At 69.9% G+C, this 17,111-nt stretch carries 16 protein-coding genes; 11 read left to right on the forward strand and 5 right to left on the reverse strand.

The genetic code is table 11. The annotated features are described in order from the left end of the window. Nucleotide 1: 1 nt before the first annotated feature. The 3 genes from ASD11_RS01650 to ASD11_RS01660 form a co-directional block, all read right to left on the reverse strand. Complete coding sequence (locus tag ASD11_RS01650; protein WP_156464543.1) at nucleotides 2-1,600, reverse strand: endonuclease/exonuclease/phosphatase family protein; 1,599 nt, start codon at nucleotides 1,598-1,600, stop codon at nucleotides 2-4. Nucleotides 1,601-1,689: 89 nt separating this feature from the next. Beyond that, nucleotides 1,690-2,937, reverse strand: a complete 1,248-nt coding sequence (locus ASD11_RS01655; protein WP_056282410.1) for an endonuclease/exonuclease/phosphatase family protein — start codon at nucleotides 2,935-2,937, stop codon at nucleotides 1,690-1,692. Next, nucleotides 2,934-4,697, reverse strand: coding sequence for a fibronectin type III domain-containing protein (locus ASD11_RS01660; protein WP_056282413.1), 1,764 nt, complete (start codon nucleotides 4,695-4,697; stop codon nucleotides 2,934-2,936). The genes ASD11_RS01655 and ASD11_RS01660 overlap by 4 nt, the downstream gene beginning before the upstream one ends. A 167-nt stretch (nucleotides 4,698-4,864) precedes the next feature. On the opposite strand from ASD11_RS01660, the gene ASD11_RS01665 reads away from it, so the two are divergent. The 5 genes from ASD11_RS01665 to ASD11_RS01685 all read left to right on the forward strand — a co-directional run bounded on the left by ASD11_RS01665 (nucleotide 4,865) and on the right by ASD11_RS01685 (nucleotide 9,205). Continuing rightward, nucleotides 4,865-5,794, forward strand: a complete 930-nt coding sequence (locus ASD11_RS01665; protein WP_056282414.1) for an asparaginase — start codon at nucleotides 4,865-4,867, stop codon at nucleotides 5,792-5,794. A 97-nt stretch (nucleotides 5,795-5,891) separates the two neighbouring features. Then, nucleotides 5,892-6,302 (forward strand): helix-turn-helix domain-containing protein, encoded by a 411-nt coding sequence (locus tag ASD11_RS01670; RefSeq protein ID WP_056282417.1) that lies wholly within the window; start codon nucleotides 5,892-5,894, stop codon nucleotides 6,300-6,302. After that, complete coding sequence (locus ASD11_RS18445; RefSeq protein WP_200940030.1) at nucleotides 6,299-7,003, forward strand: hypothetical protein; 705 nt, start codon at nucleotides 6,299-6,301, stop codon at nucleotides 7,001-7,003. Before ASD11_RS01670 ends, ASD11_RS18445 begins: the two co-directional genes overlap by 4 nt. 74 nt (nucleotides 7,004-7,077) lie before the next feature. Continuing rightward, on the forward strand, nucleotides 7,078-7,347 hold the full coding sequence (locus tag ASD11_RS01680; protein ID WP_056282420.1) for a DUF2516 family protein: 270 nt from the start codon (nucleotides 7,078-7,080) through the stop codon (nucleotides 7,345-7,347). A 145-nt stretch (nucleotides 7,348-7,492) separates the two neighbouring features. Further along, nucleotides 7,493-9,205 (forward strand): BCCT family transporter, encoded by a 1,713-nt coding sequence (locus tag ASD11_RS01685; RefSeq protein WP_056282422.1) that lies wholly within the window; start codon nucleotides 7,493-7,495, stop codon nucleotides 9,203-9,205. Nucleotides 9,206-9,283: 78 nt separating this feature from the next. Here the strand turns inward: ASD11_RS01685 and ASD11_RS01690 are convergent, their stop codons facing one another. Beyond that, complete coding sequence (locus ASD11_RS01690) at nucleotides 9,284-9,565, reverse strand: hypothetical protein (protein WP_056282424.1); 282 nt, start codon at nucleotides 9,563-9,565, stop codon at nucleotides 9,284-9,286. A gap of 77 nt (nucleotides 9,566-9,642) precedes the next feature. On the opposite strand from ASD11_RS01690, the gene ASD11_RS01695 reads away from it, so the two are divergent. The 4 genes from ASD11_RS01695 (at nucleotide 9,643) to ASD11_RS01710 (ending at nucleotide 12,875) form a co-directional block, all read left to right on the forward strand. Further along, nucleotides 9,643-10,266: an alpha-ketoglutarate-dependent dioxygenase AlkB gene (locus tag ASD11_RS01695; protein WP_056282427.1), complete on the forward strand. Its 624-nt coding sequence runs from the start codon at nucleotides 9,643-9,645 to the stop codon at nucleotides 10,264-10,266. Between the two features lie 247 nt (nucleotides 10,267-10,513). Next, the gene (locus ASD11_RS01700; RefSeq protein ID WP_056282430.1) at nucleotides 10,514-11,506 is read left to right on the forward strand and encodes a hypothetical protein; all 993 of its coding nucleotides are present in this window, start codon (nucleotides 10,514-10,516) and stop codon (nucleotides 11,504-11,506) included. Between the two features lie 227 nt (nucleotides 11,507-11,733). Further along, nucleotides 11,734-12,474 carry a YqjF family protein gene (locus ASD11_RS01705; protein ID WP_235503219.1) on the forward strand — a complete coding sequence of 247 codons (741 nt, stop codon included), beginning with the start codon at nucleotides 11,734-11,736 and terminating at the stop codon, nucleotides 12,472-12,474. Beyond that, complete coding sequence (locus ASD11_RS01710; RefSeq protein ID WP_056282433.1) at nucleotides 12,471-12,875, forward strand: hypothetical protein; 405 nt, start codon at nucleotides 12,471-12,473, stop codon at nucleotides 12,873-12,875. The genes ASD11_RS01705 and ASD11_RS01710 overlap by 4 nt, the downstream gene beginning before the upstream one ends. A 73-nt stretch (nucleotides 12,876-12,948) precedes the next feature. Here ASD11_RS01710 and typA read toward each other — a convergent pair whose 3' ends face one another. Continuing rightward, complete coding sequence (typA, locus tag ASD11_RS01715; RefSeq protein ID WP_056282434.1) at nucleotides 12,949-14,835, reverse strand: translational GTPase TypA; 1,887 nt, start codon at nucleotides 14,833-14,835, stop codon at nucleotides 12,949-12,951. 167 nt (nucleotides 14,836-15,002) lie between these two features. Between typA and ASD11_RS01720 the strand changes: the two genes are divergently transcribed. Together ASD11_RS01720 and ASD11_RS01725 are read left to right on the forward strand one after the other, a co-directional pair. Further along, a complete protein-coding gene (locus ASD11_RS01720; protein ID WP_056282439.1) occupies nucleotides 15,003-15,470 on the forward strand; it encodes a MarR family winged helix-turn-helix transcriptional regulator in 468 nt (155 codons plus the stop codon). Continuing rightward, nucleotides 15,463-17,052: a DHA2 family efflux MFS transporter permease subunit gene (locus ASD11_RS01725; protein WP_056282441.1), complete on the forward strand. Its 1,590-nt coding sequence runs from the start codon at nucleotides 15,463-15,465 to the stop codon at nucleotides 17,050-17,052. The genes ASD11_RS01720 and ASD11_RS01725 overlap by 8 nt, the downstream gene beginning before the upstream one ends. The last annotated feature ends 59 nt before the right edge of the window (nucleotides 17,053-17,111 follow it).

Here is a 17,111-nt window from a genome sequence, read left to right on the forward strand (position 1 = left end):
GTCACTGCAGGCCGTCCGACGTGAGCCCCGAGACCAAGGTGGTGGGCGTGGGCTCGCCCACGTCGACCTTCCGGGCATCGAGGGCCACGGTGGCCCGGAGCGCGTTGTGGTCGGACACGACGGGCGAGGCGTACCGGCCTCCGGCGAGACGGGCGAGCTGCTTCCAGCCCAGCACCTCGAACTCCTTGGACACGAAGATGTGGTCGACGTGGGCCCCAGACCGCAGCACGGTGGTGGCGAACGTGTGGCCGGTGTTGATGTCGCGGTTGACGGGCTCGTCGGCGAGGTCGACCGCGTCGGTCTGGCCGACCTGGCGCATGATGGCGCCGGGCGAGTCCGAGGGACGGTGACGCCCCGAGTTGAAGTCGCCGGCGTAGATGATGGGCAGGTCGGCCGTGTTGATGGCCTCCATCCGGGCCACCATCCGGTTGGCCTCGCGCCGGCGCTTGCCGTCGTTGCCGTGACCGTTCTCGAGGTGGACGTCGACCACGATGAAGCGCCGACCCGTCTCGCGCAGGGCCAGCTCGGCCCACGTGGTGTTGCGACCGTCGCCGATGTCGAAGTTGCCGCCGGACAGCTGACGGAACAGCTCGGGACGGTAGAAGACGTAGCGCGCCTTGGCTCCGCCGGTGGCCCGCACGAACTGCCGCTTGCCGCCGCTGAAGATGGCGTTGGTGGTGGCGCCGACCCGCTTGCCGCCGGACTCCTGGAGGACGAAGACGTCGGCCTGGTTCTCGTTGAGGTAGTCGGCCATGACGCGGGCACGCCCCGCGTAGCCCGAGCACTTCTCGGAGCAGACGTTCCACGTGGCGATGTTGAACGCCACCTCGCGCGGACGGGTGGTGACCGCCACCGGTGCGCCGAAGGCACCCACGGAGTCGCCACCGACGGGTCGGATGCGGAACCAGTACCGCGAGTCGGCCGAGAGTCCCTGCTGCACGAAGCCCGAGCCGGGGCCGAGCGTCCGCACAGTGGTGAGGTTCTTCGTGAACTTCTTGTCGCGCGCCACCTGCACGTCGTACTGGCGGGCGTTGGCGACGGCCTTCCAGTCGAGCCGTACGCCACCGGCCGAGCGCTTGTCGACCGAGACCTTGGCCATGCGGGCGGGGGCGAGGCTGAAGCGCCCGGTGCGCGAGGAGGTGACGGTTCCGTCGCGCACGGCGTCGACACGGAAGAACTGCTCCTTGCCCGGCACCGAGGCCTTGAGGTCCTCGACGACCACCTTCGTGGTCCGGGACTCGACCTTGACGGTGTTCTTGGTCAGGGAGCGGTCGGCACCGACGCGGACGACGTAGTGGTCGGCGTCGTCGGCGACCTTCCAGTCGAGCTCGGCGCTCGTGGTGGAGACCTTGGTGGCCCGCAGCGCCGTGGGAGGGGCGTCGTCGGCGTCGGCGAGCGTGCGGGTGGCCCAGAGACCCCCCGCCAGCACGGCGACACCGGCCACGCCGGCCACGACCAGCCAGGCGGCGGAGAAGCGCCGCGGTCGGCGCCGGCCTCCGCCGGACGTGGTGCGGCGACGACCACCTGAGGGAGGCGGCGGCGGACCGGCTGGGCGCGTGGCCACGCGACGTCGCGCGGGCGTGCCTCTGCGGGTGACCACGGTGCTCCCTGGATGGTGCTCGAAGGATCGGGGACGGCCGGCACGCTGAGCGTGACAGGCCGTGGCCGAAGTTTACGCGAGGATCGCGCCTACTCGACCTGCATCCTCACGACGAGGGGGCTGTGGTCCGACCCGAGGTTCGCGTAGCGGCCGTCGGTGATGCGCTCGGCCTGGTGCCACCAGAGCACGCGGACCTGCTGCGGGACGGCCCACACGTGATCGACGTGGTCGCCCCACTGGACGCTCGTCTTGGGCGTGGTCTGCCAGTCGTTGTAGCTGTTGCGGTGCTGCCCGACGAGCTCCTGGGCCAGCTCGAAGGAGTCGGCGTAGCCCTTCTTGGCCATCTCGGTGCGGACGAAGTCGTCGGGTCGGTTGCGGTGCGAGTTGAAGTCGCCCGCGTAGACGACCGGCAGGTCCTCGGTGTTGTACTGCTTGACCTTCTCGAGGACGGCCTTGGTCTCGCGACCGCGTGAGAGCGCCGACTCCGCCTCCCTGCCGCTCACCGTCGTGGTGGTGTGGACGTCGACGATGATGAGGTGCTTCTGGGTCCGGAGGTCGATGAGCTCGGCCCACACGGCGTAGCGGGACTTGCCCGGCGTGACCGAGGCGGGGCTGGGGCCGATCTTCATCCAGCACGAGCGCACCCGGGACTCGCAGTCGAAGACGTCCGGCTGGTCGGGCAGCGTGGTCCTGCCCGGAGCGACCGAGAAGCGCGACGACCGCACGAAGAGGCGCTTGGCCGACTTGTACTCGACCTGGGTGTAGCCGGGGAGGAGGGTCGGCAGCTCGCTCGGGTCGGCGAAGTTGCTGGCGGCCTCCTGGAACGTGATCACGTCGGGGACGTACGTCTTGACCCGGTCGAGCACATGGGGTCGGCGCTGGGCCCACGTCTTGTCGCACGGGCCCGCGTCGGAGCAGACGTTGTAGGTCATGAGCTTGAACGACGGCGGCCGTGCCGTGGTCTGGGCGGCGATCGTGCGATGCGCCTGACGGGCCGAGCGTGACCCCTTGGCCCCGCTGTTGATGCCGCGGACCTGGACCCAGTAGTCGGCGCCGGGGGCGAGCCCGGTGATCTTGGCGGCGGCGGAGGTGGTGCGGACCCGCGGGGTACGGGAGTCGGCGACGGCCGCCCTGGAGCGGCCCACGAAGACCTCGTACCGCGTGGCTGCGGAGACCTTGCCCCACGTGATCGTGAGCGAGGTCCTGCTCGCCTTGGTGAACCAGACCAGCCCGACCTGTCCGGGCTTGGTGGCTGCCTGTGACGGCACGCCGGCGAGCATGGTCGTCGTCACGACCACCCCCACGAGCGCGCACAGCATGATGGTGCGTCGCTTCATGACTTCTCCCTCAGCCCTGGCACGACCAGGACGACTCTCAGAGGATTATGGTCGCTCGCGAACGGGGTTCTGTAGCTTTTCGCCGTTTTCATGTCGGGACGCAGCTGCCAGACCTTGACCGCGACGGAGCGCGACACCCAGACCTGGTCGACGTGGTCGCCGTTCTTGATGGGCCGCACGATGCCCTGGTTGGCGGAGTTGTACTCCGTGTTCTGCACGTCGCCGTCGGTGCGGCGGGCCACCGTGAGGGCGTTGGGGAGCTTCCGGAGCCCGAAGACCTTGGCCACGGCGTCGTAGCCGCCGGAGTACTTGCGCTGGTCGGCGTTGTCGCCGTTGGAGTTGAAGTCGCCGGCGTAGACGACGGGCAGGTCGTCCGGGTTGAGCGCCGAGACCTGGCGCAGCAGCGTGCGCATCTGGGCCTCGCGTCGGGTGTCTCCCGTGCGGCCCTTGGCCGGCTCCAGGTGCGGGTCGACGACGATGAAGGGCGTGCGGGTGGTGCGGTCGCGCAGCTCGGCCCACACGGCGTAGCGCTTGCGCTTGGCGTCGAGCGTCAGGCCGCCGGACCTCAGCATCGTGTACCTGGACGTGCGGTAGAAGAGCGACTTGGCGTGCAGGTAGGCGGCCCGCTTGAAACCGGGCAGCTGGGTGATGAAGTTGGTGTCCTTGTCGCCGGACTCCTGCGTGGAGAGGATGTCCGCGCGCGTGGCGCGGGCGGCCGCCCCGGCGAGCTTCTTGCGGTAGGGCCACGCCTTGACGTACCGCTCGTTCGCGGCGTCGCGGCACTTGTCCTGGCCGCACAGGTTGTAGGTGGCGAGCTGGACCGTCGCGGCGAACGTGGGCAGCGACCGGGTGACGACGGGCGAGGTCGGGCCCGCGGTGGTGCCGTTCCTGCCCCGGACCCGGATCCAGTAGCGCTGCCCGGGCACGAGCCCTGAGATCCGGGCGCGGGGCGACGTCGTGGCGACGGTGCGTCGTCCGCTCCGGAGGTCGGAGGAGGTGAAGGCCTCCACGAGGTAGCGCTCGGCGTTGCGCGCCGTGGTCCAGCTCAGGGGGATCGAGGTCGTCGTGGCCGTGCCGAGCGTCGTCGTGGTGACCGGCGCGACCGCGAGGTCGAGCTTGTAGACGACCGATCGCGTGCGGGCGTCGCTGTTGTAGGAGATGACGTAGGCGTAGTAGTCGGTGCCGGGGCGCGAGGTGAGACCGCTGATCGTCGCCTTGAGCGCGGGTCCCTTGGCCGACGTCCGCAGGCAGCCGGTGTCGGTGGGTGCGGAGCGCAGGCACAGGACGTACGCGGTGGCGTGCGTGGCGGGCGACCAGGTGAACGTGGCGCTCGAGAGGGTCTGGGTGTGCTTCACCGAGCGGGCCGGCGTGGGGAGAGGGGCGAGCTCGACGGAACGGACGGCGGAGGTGCGGTGGCCGCTGCGGTTGTAGGCGACGAGCGTGGCGACGTAGTCGGTGCCCGTGCGCCGGGTGAGGTCGTCGAGACGGGCCCGGGTGGTGGTGAGCCGCGGGGTGCGGGCCGCGCACGCGGCGTCCTTCGCGGTGCGTCGCAGGCACACCACGTAGCTCGTGGCGCCCTTCACGGGGGCCCACGAGAAGACGACGCTGGTGGTCCGCGGCGTGACGTGCGTCAGGACCGGACGCGAAGGAGCGGCCGCCGAGGCTGCCGGCGCGGGGACCAGGAGGGTGGCGGCGACGAGGCCCGCCACGCACGCGGCGAGGGCGGACAGACGGCCGTGGGACGGCGCACGTCGGGGCATGGAGACACCTTGCTCATTCCGGGGCTGGTCGAGGGAAGCGCGCCCGAGTGCGCGAAACCAGGTCCGCCCAGGGTAGGCAACGATGGGACAGAAGTGAAGCGAGTGAGAAGAGTGAGTGAAGTGACGGGGTCCTTCCCGGTGGGTCCCGGGCTCCGTAGGCTGGCCCGATGGACGTCGTGGCAGAGGTCGTGCGCTCAGGACTCGTCGAGAGCCGCCACCGCGGCGTGGCTGTGGGGGTCGACGCCGACGGAGAGGTCACCTGGTCGCTCGGGGACCCCAGCACGGTGGTCTTCCCGCGCTCGGCCAACAAGCCCTTCCAGGCCTTGGGGATGCTGCGCCTCGGTCTGCCGCTCGACGGCGCCGACCTCGCCCTGGCATCGGCCAGCCACTCCGCCGAGCCGTTCCACGTGGACGGCGTCCGCAGCATCCTCGTGCGGGCCGGGCTGGACGAGTCGGCCCTCCAGACGCCACCCTCCTACCCTCTCGACGGCCACGAGCACGCCGAGGTCCTGCGTCGCGGGGGCACCCGCGACCCGCTCTTCATGGACTGCTCGGGCAAGCACGCGGCCATGCTGCTGACCTGCGTGACGAACGGCTGGTCCACGCACGACTACCTCGACCCCGAGCACCCGCTCCAGGTCGGCATCACCGAGACCTTCACCGAGCTGGTGGGCGGTCCGCCCGACGCCGTGGGGACCGACGGCTGCGGCGCTCCGCTCCTCGCCACGCCGCTGTCCCACCTCGCGCGGGGGATCGGCGCGCTGCGGCGCGGCGCGCCGGGGTCGGCGGAGGCGCGTCTCGTGAGTGCCATGACCGAGCACCCCCAGTGGGTCAGCGGGACCCGCCGCGACGACCTGGCCCTCGTGCGGGACGTCCCCGGCGCACTCGTGAAGTCCGGGGCCGAGAGCGTCCTGGTGGTGGGCCTGCCGGACGGACGGGCCTTCGCGCTCAAGATCGAGGACGGAGCGGAGCGACCGCTCTTCGTGGTGATGCGGCGGATCCTCGAGCTGCACGGTGTCGGCGCCCCCGGCCTGGTCCGCCCTCCCGTGGTGCTCGGCGGGGGGCAGCCCGTCGGCGAGGTCCGCCCGGCGTTCTAGGCGTCACCCCCTGGTGTGACACGCAGGCGTAGCAATGTGAGGCAGTTCGCATGCTCTCCTGCTTGCATCTGCTTGCAAATGCAAGCAGAGTGGAGACATGGCCAAGCTGGACGTGCAGAAGACCGCCGGAGCACTCGGCGACTACCTGCGCGAGCAGCGACGTCAGGCGCAGATGTCCTTGCGACAGCTGGCCGAGGTCTCGGAGGTCTCGAACCCCTACCTCAGCCAGATCGAGCGAGGCGTGCGCCGTCCTTCGGCAGAGGTCCTGCAGCAGATCGCCAAGGCGCTGCGCATCTCGGCCGAGTCGCTGTACGTCAGGGCCGGAATCCTCGACGTCGACGAGTCGGGGGCTCGGATGGTGGAGGACGCCATCGCGCTCGACGCCCGTCTCACGGAGCGGCAGAAGACGGCTCTGCTCGACATCTACCGCTCGTTCGTGGGCGTTGAGAGCGTCTCGGACGCAGAGCTCACCGAAGTAGTCACCGAAGCCAACCAGGAGGAAGCATGACGATCACCGATCAGGTCAACGCCCAGATCAAGTCGCTGCTCGACGAGGTCAAGAACCTCAGCGAGACGCTCAAGAAGTTCGACGTCGACGACGTCCAGAAGAAGGCCACCGGCCTCGTCGAGGACGTGCAGTCCAAGGCCAAGGCGTCCTACGACGACTACACCTCCAAGGCCAAGTCGTCCTACGACGACCTCGTCAAGAAGGGCGAGGACTTCGTCGCCCAGGCCAAGGCGCTGAAGCTGGACGACGTCCAGAAGACCGCCGAGGGTCTCGTGGCGAGCCTGCGCAAGGACGCCAAGAAGAACATCGCCGAGGCGCGCAAGGCCGCCGAGGAGGCTGTCGCCGAGGCCCAGGCCACGGTCAGCAAGGCGTCGAAGAAGGCTCCGGCCGCCCCCAAGGCCCCCGCGGCCAAGAAGGCTCCCGCGGCCAAGAAGTCGCCGGCCAAGAAGGCCTCGGCCGCGAAGAAGACCGTGACGGCCAAGACCTCGACCGCCAAGAAGGTCGCCGAGAACAAGACGGCCGCCGCCGAGAAGGCCACCGTCAAGGCCGCCACCACTCCGGCCAAGAAGGCTCCGGCTGCGAAGAAGGCTCCCGCGGCCAAGAAGGCTCCGGCTGCGAAGAAGGCTCCGGCCGCCAAGAAGGCCCCCGCGGCCAAGAAGGCTCCGGCTGCGAAGAAGGCTCCGGCCGCCAAGAAGGCCTGATCGCCCCAGCACCACCACAACGGGTCCTCCCTGACGGGAGGGCCCGTTGTCGTGTGTCCCGGTAGCCTTCGCACATGTCTGCCGTGCTGCCCAACCTCCTCTTCGTGATCTGGCTGGGACTCTTCGCCGTGAAGGGGTTGGCCTTCGTCGACTGCGCGGTCCGTCGCTCGGACGACTTCCAGCGGGCCCAGACGCTCCAGAAGCCGGCCTGGCTCGGCATCCTGGCCCTGGCGCTGCTCGCCGACGCCTTCGTCTCGCGCGGCAACCCCATCGGGATCTTCGCGCTCGCGGGCACCGTGGCAGCGCTCGTCTACCTCGCCCAGCTGCGAGGCAGCCAGTACTGAGGCGTTCCGTCGGGGCGCTACCCCGTCGACGATGTGCGAAACGGTCTGATCCCGACTATGGTCGAAAGGTTGTTTCCCGGCGCTCCGGGAGCGACCTGACGTTGCGAGAGACACGACTGCACTGACGAGACGGGGGCTTCTCACCATGACCGACACATCTGCACGGCCCGCCACCTGGCGGAGCCGCATCGATCCGGTGGTGTTCGGGGTCACCGGACTCTTCGCCATCGGATTCGTGGTCTGGGGGCTCGTGAGCTCCAAGAACCTGGGGTCGGCGTCGTCGTCGGCGCAGAGCTGGGTGACCACGAACACCGGCTGGTTCTTCGTGCTCTCGTCCTCGTTCTTCGTCCTGTTCGTGCTCTTCCTGGCAGCCTCCAAGTACGGCCGCATCCCGCTGGGCGCGGACGGCGAGAAGCCCGAGTTCTCCACCGTCTCCTGGATCGCCATGATGTTCAGCGCCGGCATGGGCATCGGGCTCATGTTCTGGGGCGTGGCCGAGCCGCTGACGCACTACGCCTCGCCGCCGCCCGGCACGTCGAAGCCGCAGACGGAAGAGGCGCTCCAGACGGCCATGGCCACGACGATGTTCCACTGGGGCCTCCACCCCTGGGCCATCTACGCCGTCGTGGGGATCGCCATCGCCTACAGCACGTTCCGCAAGGGACGTCCTCAGCTCATCTCGTCGGTGTTCAAGCCGCTCTTCGGTCGTCGCACCGAGGGTCCGGCCGGACGCGCCATCGACATCCTCGCCATCTTCGCGACGCTCTTCGGCTCGGCGGCCTCGCTCGGTCTCGGCGCGCTGCAGATCGCGAGTGGGTTCAAGTTCAACGGGTGGGTCGACGGCGTCGGCAAGGCCGTGCTGGTCGGCATCATCGTGCTGCTGACCATCGCCTTCATCGCGTCGGCGATCTCCGGTATCGAGAAGGGCATCCAGTGGCTGTCCAACATCAACATGGTGCTGGCGCTGGCCTTGGCCTTCTTCGTGTTCGTCGCCGGACCGACGCTGCTGACCCTCAACCTGCTGCCCACGATCCTCGGCGACTACGCCACGCAGATGACCACCATGGCCTCGCGGACCGCCGCGAGCGGCAGCGACGAGATGGAGGCCTGGCTCTCGGGCTGGACCATCTTCTACTGGGCGTGGTGGGTCTCCTGGACGCCGTTCGTCGGCATGTTCATCGCGCGCATCAGCCGTGGTCGCACGATCCGCGAGTTCGTGACGGGCGTCCTGCTCGTCCCCACCCTCGTGAGCCTCGTGTGGTTCGCCGTCTTCGGCGGTGCGGGCATCGCCCAGCAGCGTGCCTCCAGCGACCTCGTCGCGCAGGACGGCTCGGTCGACTCGAACTCCGCACTGTTCGCGCTGCTCGACCACTACCCGCTGGCCTCGATCACCACGATCCTGGTCATGGTCCTCGTGGGCATCTTCTTCGTGTCCGGTGCCGACGCCGCCTCCATCGTCATGGGGACGCTCAGCGAGCGCGGCTCCACCGAGCCCAGCAAGCCGACCGTGGTGTTCTGGGGCGCGCTCACCGGCGCCGTCGCGGCCATCATGCTGGTGATCGGCGGCGACGAGGCGTTGAACGGCTTGCAAGCCATCACGATCGTGGCGTCGTTGCCCTTCGTGCTGGTGATGGCGCTGCTCACCTTCTCGCTGTACCGGGACCTGCAGACCGACCCCGTGGTGGTGCAGCACCGCCTCGGCGTCGTGGCCATCGAGGAAGCCGTGGCCACCGGTGTGCAGGAGCACGACGGTGACTTCGCGCTCGTCGTGGAGCCGTCCGAGGCCACCGACACCGAGCACGCCGGTTCCGAGGTCACCCTGACCGAGCGGCCCGTGCGCGACGCCCCGCGCGACTGACCGATCGCCTCGACGGCCCCGTCACATCTCCGGGTGGGCGGGGCCGTCGTGCGTCGCGGCGCTGGGCGGCCCGGCCGGTCAGACGTCGAGGCGGCCGGGGTGGAGCCAGCGCGTGATGATGACGCGGACCGTGCTGAGGGTGGCGTCGTCACCCGTGTGGACCTGCTCCTCGACCTGCAGGAGCCGCACGAGCCAGCGGGCCGAGTCGAGGGGGTCGAGCTCGCGGTCGACGAAGCCGTCGGCCTGGGCCTGGGCGAGGAGGCCGGCGACGTCGGCCTCGAGCGCCCCGGTGGTGCCGGTGTGCCCGGCGACGACGCGATCGACGTGGTCGAGCACCTGGTCCCACGCGCTGACGTCCATGGTCGCCAGGGTAGTGCTCCGGCAGAAGAGGTCCGGCCGGGGGTGAACATCCGTTCGAATGCGCGTAGTCTGCAGGCGTGTACTTCCAGGCGTCGCTGCTCGACACGGCCGACGAGCCCACGCTCGGGCCGCTCGACGCCCGGCTCCAGCGGCGCCAGCTCGGCGACGGGGCCTGGGTCGACGTCCGGCCCGGGTGGGTCGACGGTGCCGACCCCTTGTTCTTGTCGCTGCAGACCTCCGTGAGGTGGCGGGCCGAGCGTCGGGAGATGTACGACTCGGTCGTCGAGGTGCCCCGGCTGCTCGCCCACTTCGGGCCGCGCCAGGAGTGGCCCGACCCGTCGCTCGAGGGGATGCGCTCCGCGCTGAACGATCACTACCGCGAGGAGCTGGGGGAGGACTTCGTGTCGGCGGGGCTCTGCTACTACCGCGACGGTCGCGACAGCGTGGCCTGGCACGGCGACCGCATCGGTCGGGGGCGCGAGGAGGACACCATGGTGGCCATCGTGTCGCTCGGCGCTCCACGCCGCCTGAGCCTGCGTCCCCGAGGCGGCGGCGAGCAGATCGGCTTCGTCGTCGGTCACGGCGACCTCCTGGTGATGGGCGGCTCCTGCCAGCGCACGTGGGACCACGCCGTCCTCAAGACGGCCAAGCCCGTCGGCCCCCGCATCTCCATCCAGCTCCGCCCCGCCGGCGTCGCCTGACCCCCGAGCGGTGACGTGGCGTCCGTTCCGCCTGGCCCGAGCGTGGGGGCGGTGACTTGGCGTCCGTTTCGCCCGGCCCTGCCGTGTGGGCGGTGAGTTGGCGTCCGTTTGCAACCCCTTCGGGCCCTGAAACGGACGCTGACCCACCGCCCCGAGGTCGTCCACAGGTCTCGCGCGTCCGTACGGCCCTCCACAAGCTCGATGACAGCGGTGGCTCGACCACCCAGGGCGGTCGTGGGATGGTCCTGTGCGCATCATCGACGAGCAGTTCCGGACCGGCCCCTTCCATCGCGAGGCCCTGCTGACCGCCGGCTACTCGGAGAAGGTCCTGCGGGGCCGCCGGTTCCGCAGGTTGTTCCCACGGGTGTGGGTGCACGTCGACCACGAGATGACGGAGGCCGACTGGATCGCTGCCGCCCGCCTCGCGATGCCGTCGGACGCCCGTGTCACCGGGGCGACGCGGCTGAGGCAGCTCGGCATCGACGTCCCGGCGGAGCGCCTCCAGTTCGTGGTGGGGCGGGACCTGCACCTCGACCTCGACGGAATCGACCTGCACCGCACCGACCGCCTGCCTCCCTGCACCGCCGAGGGCGTCTCGCCGGCCGCCGCGTACGTGGAGCTCTGCCGCTACGCCACCGTGATGGCGGCGATCCGCATCGGGGACGAGCTCCTGCACCAGGAGCACATGACGTTGCTCGAGCTCAGGGAGCTGGTGACAACGGAGAGCTGGCGAGAGGGTGCCGCGCAGGCGCGATGGGTGAGTCGGTACCTCGATCCGCGGTCTGCGTCACCTCAGGAGTCGACGTGCCGGGCCAGGATCGTCTTCGCGGGCCTTCCGTGGCCGGTGGCCAACCTCGAGCTGCGGGCCGACGGAGTGGTCGTCGCGATCCTCGACCTGGCCTTCCCGCGCTGGAACGCCGCGGCGGAGTACGAGGGCGGGCACCACCAGACCGAACGGTCGCAGTACCTGCGCGACATCACGCGCTTCGCCGACCTCCGCGACCTCGACATCGAGTACGTCCAGATCACCAAGGAGCTGGCAAGACGACCCATCAGCATGGTGGTCGCGATCCACACGATGCTCGTGCGGTGCGGCTATGACGGCCCTGCCCCCAGCTTCGGTGCGACGTGGCGCCAGCTCCAGGAGCCGATCCCGACCGCCGTCGCCGGTCCCACGCGTCGCTCGAGCGGTGAGCCCGCGTCCGTCTGGCGCCGCGATCGGGTTCGAAACGGACGCTGAGTCACCACCCGACGGCCGGCCCAAGCGAAACGGACGCGAAGTCACCGCCCCGCGGCCGGGCACGGGCGAAACGGACGCTGAGTCACCGCCCGACGGCCGGCCCAAGCGGAACGGACGCTAAGTCACCGCCCCACGGCTGGGCACAGGCGGAACGGACGCCAGGTCACCGCCCGGGAGGTTGTTCAGGTCGCGGGGCCGGATGGGGTGGGGGCGGGGAGGATGGCGGGGTGACGACCCTCAGCCCCCATGCGCCGGAGCTCACGGGGCCGCGGATCATGCGTCAGACGTGGGCCGACCTCACGTTCGTCCACTGGGCGGTGGACCCGGAACGGGTCGCGCCGCTCCTGCCGGCCGGCACCCGGCCCGACGTCCTCGACGGCGCGACGTACGTCGGCCTCATCCCCTTCACGATGCGCGGCGCGGGGTTCGGTCGCGGGCCCGCCGTGCCGTGGCTCGGCACCTTCCTCGAGACCAACGTGCGGCTCTACTCCGTCGACGACGAGGGCCGCCACGGCGTGGTGTTCCGGTCGCTCGAGGCCGACCGCCTCGGCGTGAGCGTGGGCGCCCGGCTCGCCTTCGCCACGCCCTACACCTGGGCCCGGATGTCGCTCGAGCGCGACGGCGACGTCCTCGACTACCGCACCAGCCGCCGCTGGCCGACGCCGCGCGGTGCCGGCGGACGCATCGTCGTCCGTCGCGGTGCACCGATCGCCGAGCCCGACGACCTCTCGGTCTTCGTCAGTGCCCGCTTCGGTCTGCACACCCGGCACCTCGGTCGCACGTGGTGGGTGCCCAACACCCACGTCCCGTGGTCGCTCAACCAGGGCGAGCTGCTCCATCTCGACGACGACCTCGTCACCGCGGCCGGGCTCCCCGGCATCACCGGGGCCGCCCCGACGTCGGTCCTCGTGGCCGACGAGGTGCAGACCGCCTTCGGCCTGCCGCGGCTGGTGAGGAGCGGGCGTTGAGCGCGCACGAGGCGCTGCTGGCCGTCACGGCGGTGCACCTCGGCTTCCAGCTCACCGTCACGGCCGTGGTCTACCCCGCGCTGGCGGAGGTGGGCGACGACGACTGGTCGAGTGCCCACGAGGCCCACTCCCGACGCATCGTCCGTCTGGTCGTGCCGCTGTACGCCGCTCTGCTGGGCACGATCGTCTGGGCCCTGCTGGACCGCTCGCCGAGCACCGGCACGGTCGTGGCCGTGGTGGCGACGTCGGTCGCCCTGGTCACGACGGGCCTGGTCGCGGCTCCCGCGCACGGACGGCTGGGGCGCCTTCGCACGGCGGCCGTGGTGCAGCGGCTCCTGGCGGCCGACCGGGTCCGCACGGCTGCTGCCGCGGTGTCCGTGGTCGGGGCGCTGCTCGCCTAGGCCGGGCGCGGCCGGCCCAGGACGCACGAAGGCCCCGCACGATCCAAGGATCGTGCGGGGCCGTCGCGACGGATCAGCTGCGGCCGGAGCGACGCGCCTTGGCGGCGCGGGCGCGCTCGGACTGGTTCAGCACGACCTTGCGGATGCGCACGTGCGTGGGCGTGAGCTCGACGCACTCGTCCTCGCGGCAGAACTCGAGCGACTGCTCGAGCGACAGCTTCTTCGGGGGGATGACCTTCTCGAAGTTGTCCGACGTGGCCGACCGGATGTTGGTCTGCGCCTTCTCCTTGGTGATGTTGACGTCCATGTCGTCGTCGCGCGAGTTCTCGCCGACGATCATGCCCTCGTACACCTCGGTGGTGGGCTCGACGAACAGCGTGCCGCGCTCCTGGAGGTTGGTCATGGCGAACGACGTGACGGCGCCGGCGCGGTCGGCCACGAGCGAGCCACTGGGGCGCGTCGAGATGTCGCCGGCCCACGGCTCGTAGCCCTCGAACACGTGGTGGGCGATGCCCGTGCCGCGCGTGTCGGTGAGGAACTCGGTACGGAAGCCGATGAGGCCACGGGCCGGGACGAGGAACTCCATGCGGACCCAGCCGGTGCCGTGGTTGACCATCTGCTCCATGCGGCCGCGGCGCACGGCCAGCAGCTGCGTGATGGTGCCGAGGTACTCCTCGGGCGCGTCGATCGTGAGGCGCTCGACGGGCTCATGGATCTTGCCGTCGACCTCCTTGGTGACGACCTGCGGCTTGCCGACGGTGAGCTCGTAGCCCTCACGACGCATCTGCTCCACGAGGATCGCGAGCGCCAGCTCGCCACGACCGTGGACCTCCCAGGCGTCGGGACGCTCGGTGGGCAGGACCTTGATGGAGACGTTGCCGATGAGCTCGGCGTCGAGGCGGTCCTTCACGAGGCGGGCGGTGACCTTGGTGCCCTTCTCGCGACCGGCCAGCGGCGACGTGTTGGTGCCGATGGTCATGGAGATGGCGGGCTCGTCGACGTGGATGAGCGGCAGCGCGACCGGGTTCTCGGGGTCGGCCAGCGTCTCGCCGATCGTGATGGTGGACATGCCGGCGATGGCCACGATGTCGCCGGGGCCGGCCTTCTCGCCGGGCTTGCGCTCGAGGGCCTCGGTGATGAGGAGCTCGGTGATCTTGGTGCGCTCGATCGAGCCGTCACGCTTGATCCACGCGACCTGCTGACCCTTCTTGAGCTCGCCCTCCTTCACGCGCACGAGCGCGAGACGGCCGAGGAACGGCGAGGAGTCGAGGTTGGTGACGTGGGCCTGGAGCGGCGCGCCCTCGGTGTAGACCGGGGCCGGGACGGCGTCCATGATCGTCTGGAAGAGCGGGATGAGGTTCTCGTCCTCGGGCAGGCCACCGTCGGCGGGCTGCGTCGTGGAGGCGCGACCGGCCTTGGCCGAGGCGTAGACGACGGGGAAGTCGAGGGCGTCGTCGCCGGCGTCCTCGGGCAGCAGGTCGAGGAAGAGCTCGTAGGTCTCGTCGACGACCTCGGCGATGCGCGAGTCGGGACGGTCGACCTTGTTCACCACGAGGATGACCGGCATCTTGGCCGCGAGCGCCTTGCGGAGCACGAAGCGCGTCTGGGGCAGCGGGCCCTCGGAGGCGTCGACGAGCAGGACGACGGCGTCGACCATGGAGAGGCCGCGCTCGACCTCGCCACCGAAGTCGGCGTGCCCGGGGGTGTCGATGATGTTGATCGTGACACCGCCCTCGGGGGCGCCGGGGCCGTTGTAGCGCACCGCGGTGTTCTTCGCGAGGATCGTGATCCCCTTCTCACGCTCCAGGTCTCCGGAGTCCATCGCGCGCTCGGTCAGCTGGTGGTGCTCGTCGAAGTTGCCCTGCTGCTGGAGCATGGCGTCGACCAGGGTGGTCTTGCCGTGGTCGACGTGGGCGACGATCGCCACGTTGCGCAGGTCCGCGCGAGTGGAGGTGGGCATGCGAAAAATGTCCTTGCGGTGGGGAATGCTCAAAGGTGTCCGAGCCTTGCCAGTCTAGGGGCCAGGCCTCTCGCCATGAAATCCGACGGCGCCCGTCACCGGAAAGTGTTTGCGATGTCACAAAGATTTCATTTTCACAATGGTTGCATCGGCGTTAGGATCTTCCGGTGACCACCACCTCGTCCGAGCTCTTCGAGACCCTGGAGACCTTCGTCCAGAAGATCTTCAGCCTCGCGAGCGCCGACGCCGCCGACCTCCTCGTGGAGAGCGACCTGTCCTTCAGCCAGGCCCGCACGCTGTTCGTGCTGGGCCACGCCGACGGACCGACGCCCATCAACGAGATCGCCAAGCGGCTCGGACTCTCGGTGGCCACGGCGGGACGCAACATCGACCACATGGTCAAGGTCGGCATCCTCGACCGGCACGAGAGTCCCGACGACCGACGGGTCAAGCTCGTGTCCCTCTCGAAGCGGGGCTGGGAGATCGTCGACCAGCAGTTCGAGCAGAAACGACGCGCCGTCCGTGCCTTCACGGAACGCGTCCCCGAAGACCAAGCCGTCGCGCTCACCGAGGCGCTGCGGCCCATCCTCGCAGGGGAGTCCCTGCGCATCTGCATGAAGGAAGCACATGACTGACACCGTCAAGACCAATCCGGTCGACGACGACAAGATCACACGGGAGATCCTCGTGGTCGCGGGCGTCGTCGTCCTCGGCGCCATCATGTCGATCCTCGACGTCACCGTCGTCAACGTCGCGCTGCCGACGTTCCAGACCGAGCTCTCCAGCGACGGCCAGGAGATCGCGTACTCCACCGTCGCGTGGACCGCCACCGGCTACATGCTCGCGCTCGCCGCGGTCATCCCGCTCACGGGCTGGGCGGCCGACCGCTTCGGCACCAAGCGCCTCTACATGACGGCCATCGCGCTGTTCACGCTCGGCTCCGCGCTGTGCGCCACCGCGTGGAACATCGAGGCACTCATCGCCTTCCGCGTCCTGCAGGGCCTCGGCGGCGGCATGCTCATGCCTCTCGGCATGACGATCATGACCCAGGCCGCCGGACCGCACCGCATGGGTCGCCTCATGGCCATCCTCGGCATCCCGATGCTCCTGGGCCCCATCATGGGCCCGATCCTCGGTGGCGTCCTGATCGACTCCGCCTCGTGGCACTGGGTCTTCCTGATCAACCTGCCGCTCGGCCTCATCGCGCTCGTCTACGCCCAGCGCGTGCTGGCCGCCGACAAGCCGGTGCCCAGCGAGAAGCTCGACGTCGTGGGCGTGCTGCTCATGTCGCCCGGTCTGGCCGCCCTGCTCTACGGCGTCTCGTCCATCCCCGGCGAGGGCACCGTCCAGTCGGCCACGGTCATCATCCCGTCGGTCATCGGCGTGCTGCTCATCGTGGCGTTCGTGTTCCATGCGCTGGCCAAGACCAACCCGCTGCTCGACCTTCGGCTGCTGGCGGACCGCAACCTCGCGGTCTCGCTCATCGTGATGTTCCTGTTCGCCGCCGCGTTCTTCGGCGCGCTCCTCCTGGTGCCCACGTACTTCCAGCAGGTGCGGGGCGAGTCGGTGCTCAAGGCCGGTCTGCTCATCGCTCCCCAGGGCCTCGGCGCCATGCTCACCATGCCCATCGCCGGAACGCTCACCGACAAGATGCCGGTCGGCCGGATCGTGCCGTTCGGCTTCGTCGGGATCCTGGTCGGTCTCTTCGGCCTGAGCCAGTCCACCGACCCGAGCACGCCGTACTGGCACATCATCGGGTGGCTGTTCATCATGGGCCTCGGCATGGGCTCCACGATGATGCCCATCTTCACGTCGGCGCTCAAGACCCTCAAGTCCCACGAGGTCGCGCGTGGCTCCACCCTGCTGAACGTCGTCCAGCAGGTGGCCAGCGCCACGGGCATTGCCATCATGACGGTGATCCTCACGAACCACTTCAAGGACTCGGCAGCGGTCTCCGCGGCCCAGGCCATCGAGGCGGCCAAGGACCGGGGCATCCCGGCTCCGGCCGGCGCCCTGGAGATCATGCAGGGCCTGGGCGACCGGTTCCAGAGCACGGTGCTCTCGGACATGGCCGACGGGTTCGGCAGCACGTACCTCGTGGCCCTCGCGATGCTCGTCGTCGCCCTGGTCCCGGTGTACTTCCTGCCGCGCAAGCGCGAGGAGTCGCACCTGCTCGACGACCAGGACGGCAACGCAGCGCCGATCATCATGCACTGACGCTCCACCCACGCACGAAGGCCCGCCGGATCTCTCCGGCGGGCCTTCGTCGTGCTGGG

Source organism: Aeromicrobium sp. Root495 (assembly GCF_001426755.1).
In the GTDB taxonomy this organism is placed as follows: domain Bacteria; phylum Actinomycetota; class Actinomycetes; order Propionibacteriales; family Nocardioidaceae; genus Aeromicrobium.

Bases quoted from the DNA above. Each gene is read 5' to 3' on its own strand.
- ASD11_RS01690 (WP_056282424.1), bottom strand. From the start codon at position 9,565: ATGGACGTCAGCGCGTGGGACCAGGTGCTCGACCACGTCGATCGCGTC.
- ASD11_RS01660 (WP_056282413.1), bottom strand. From the start codon at position 4,697: ATGCCCCGACGTGCGCCGTCCCACGGCCGTCTGTCCGCCCTCGCCGCG.
- ASD11_RS01725 (WP_056282441.1), top strand. From the start codon at position 15,463: ATGACTGACACCGTCAAGACCAATCCGGTCGACGACGACAAGATCACA.
- ASD11_RS01655 (WP_056282410.1), bottom strand. From the start codon at position 2,937: ATGAAGCGACGCACCATCATGCTGTGCGCGCTCGTGGGGGTGGTCGTG.
- typA (WP_056282434.1), bottom strand. From the start codon at position 14,835: ATGCCCACCTCCACTCGCGCGGACCTGCGCAACGTGGCGATCGTCGCC.
- ASD11_RS01680 (WP_056282420.1), top strand. From the start codon at position 7,078: ATGTCTGCCGTGCTGCCCAACCTCCTCTTCGTGATCTGGCTGGGACTC.
- ASD11_RS01685 (WP_056282422.1), top strand. From the start codon at position 7,493: ATGACCGACACATCTGCACGGCCCGCCACCTGGCGGAGCCGCATCGAT.
- ASD11_RS01665 (WP_056282414.1), top strand. From the start codon at position 4,865: ATGGACGTCGTGGCAGAGGTCGTGCGCTCAGGACTCGTCGAGAGCCGC.
- ASD11_RS18445 (WP_200940030.1), top strand. From the start codon at position 6,299: ATGACGATCACCGATCAGGTCAACGCCCAGATCAAGTCGCTGCTCGAC.
- ASD11_RS01670 (WP_056282417.1), top strand. From the start codon at position 5,892: ATGGCCAAGCTGGACGTGCAGAAGACCGCCGGAGCACTCGGCGACTAC.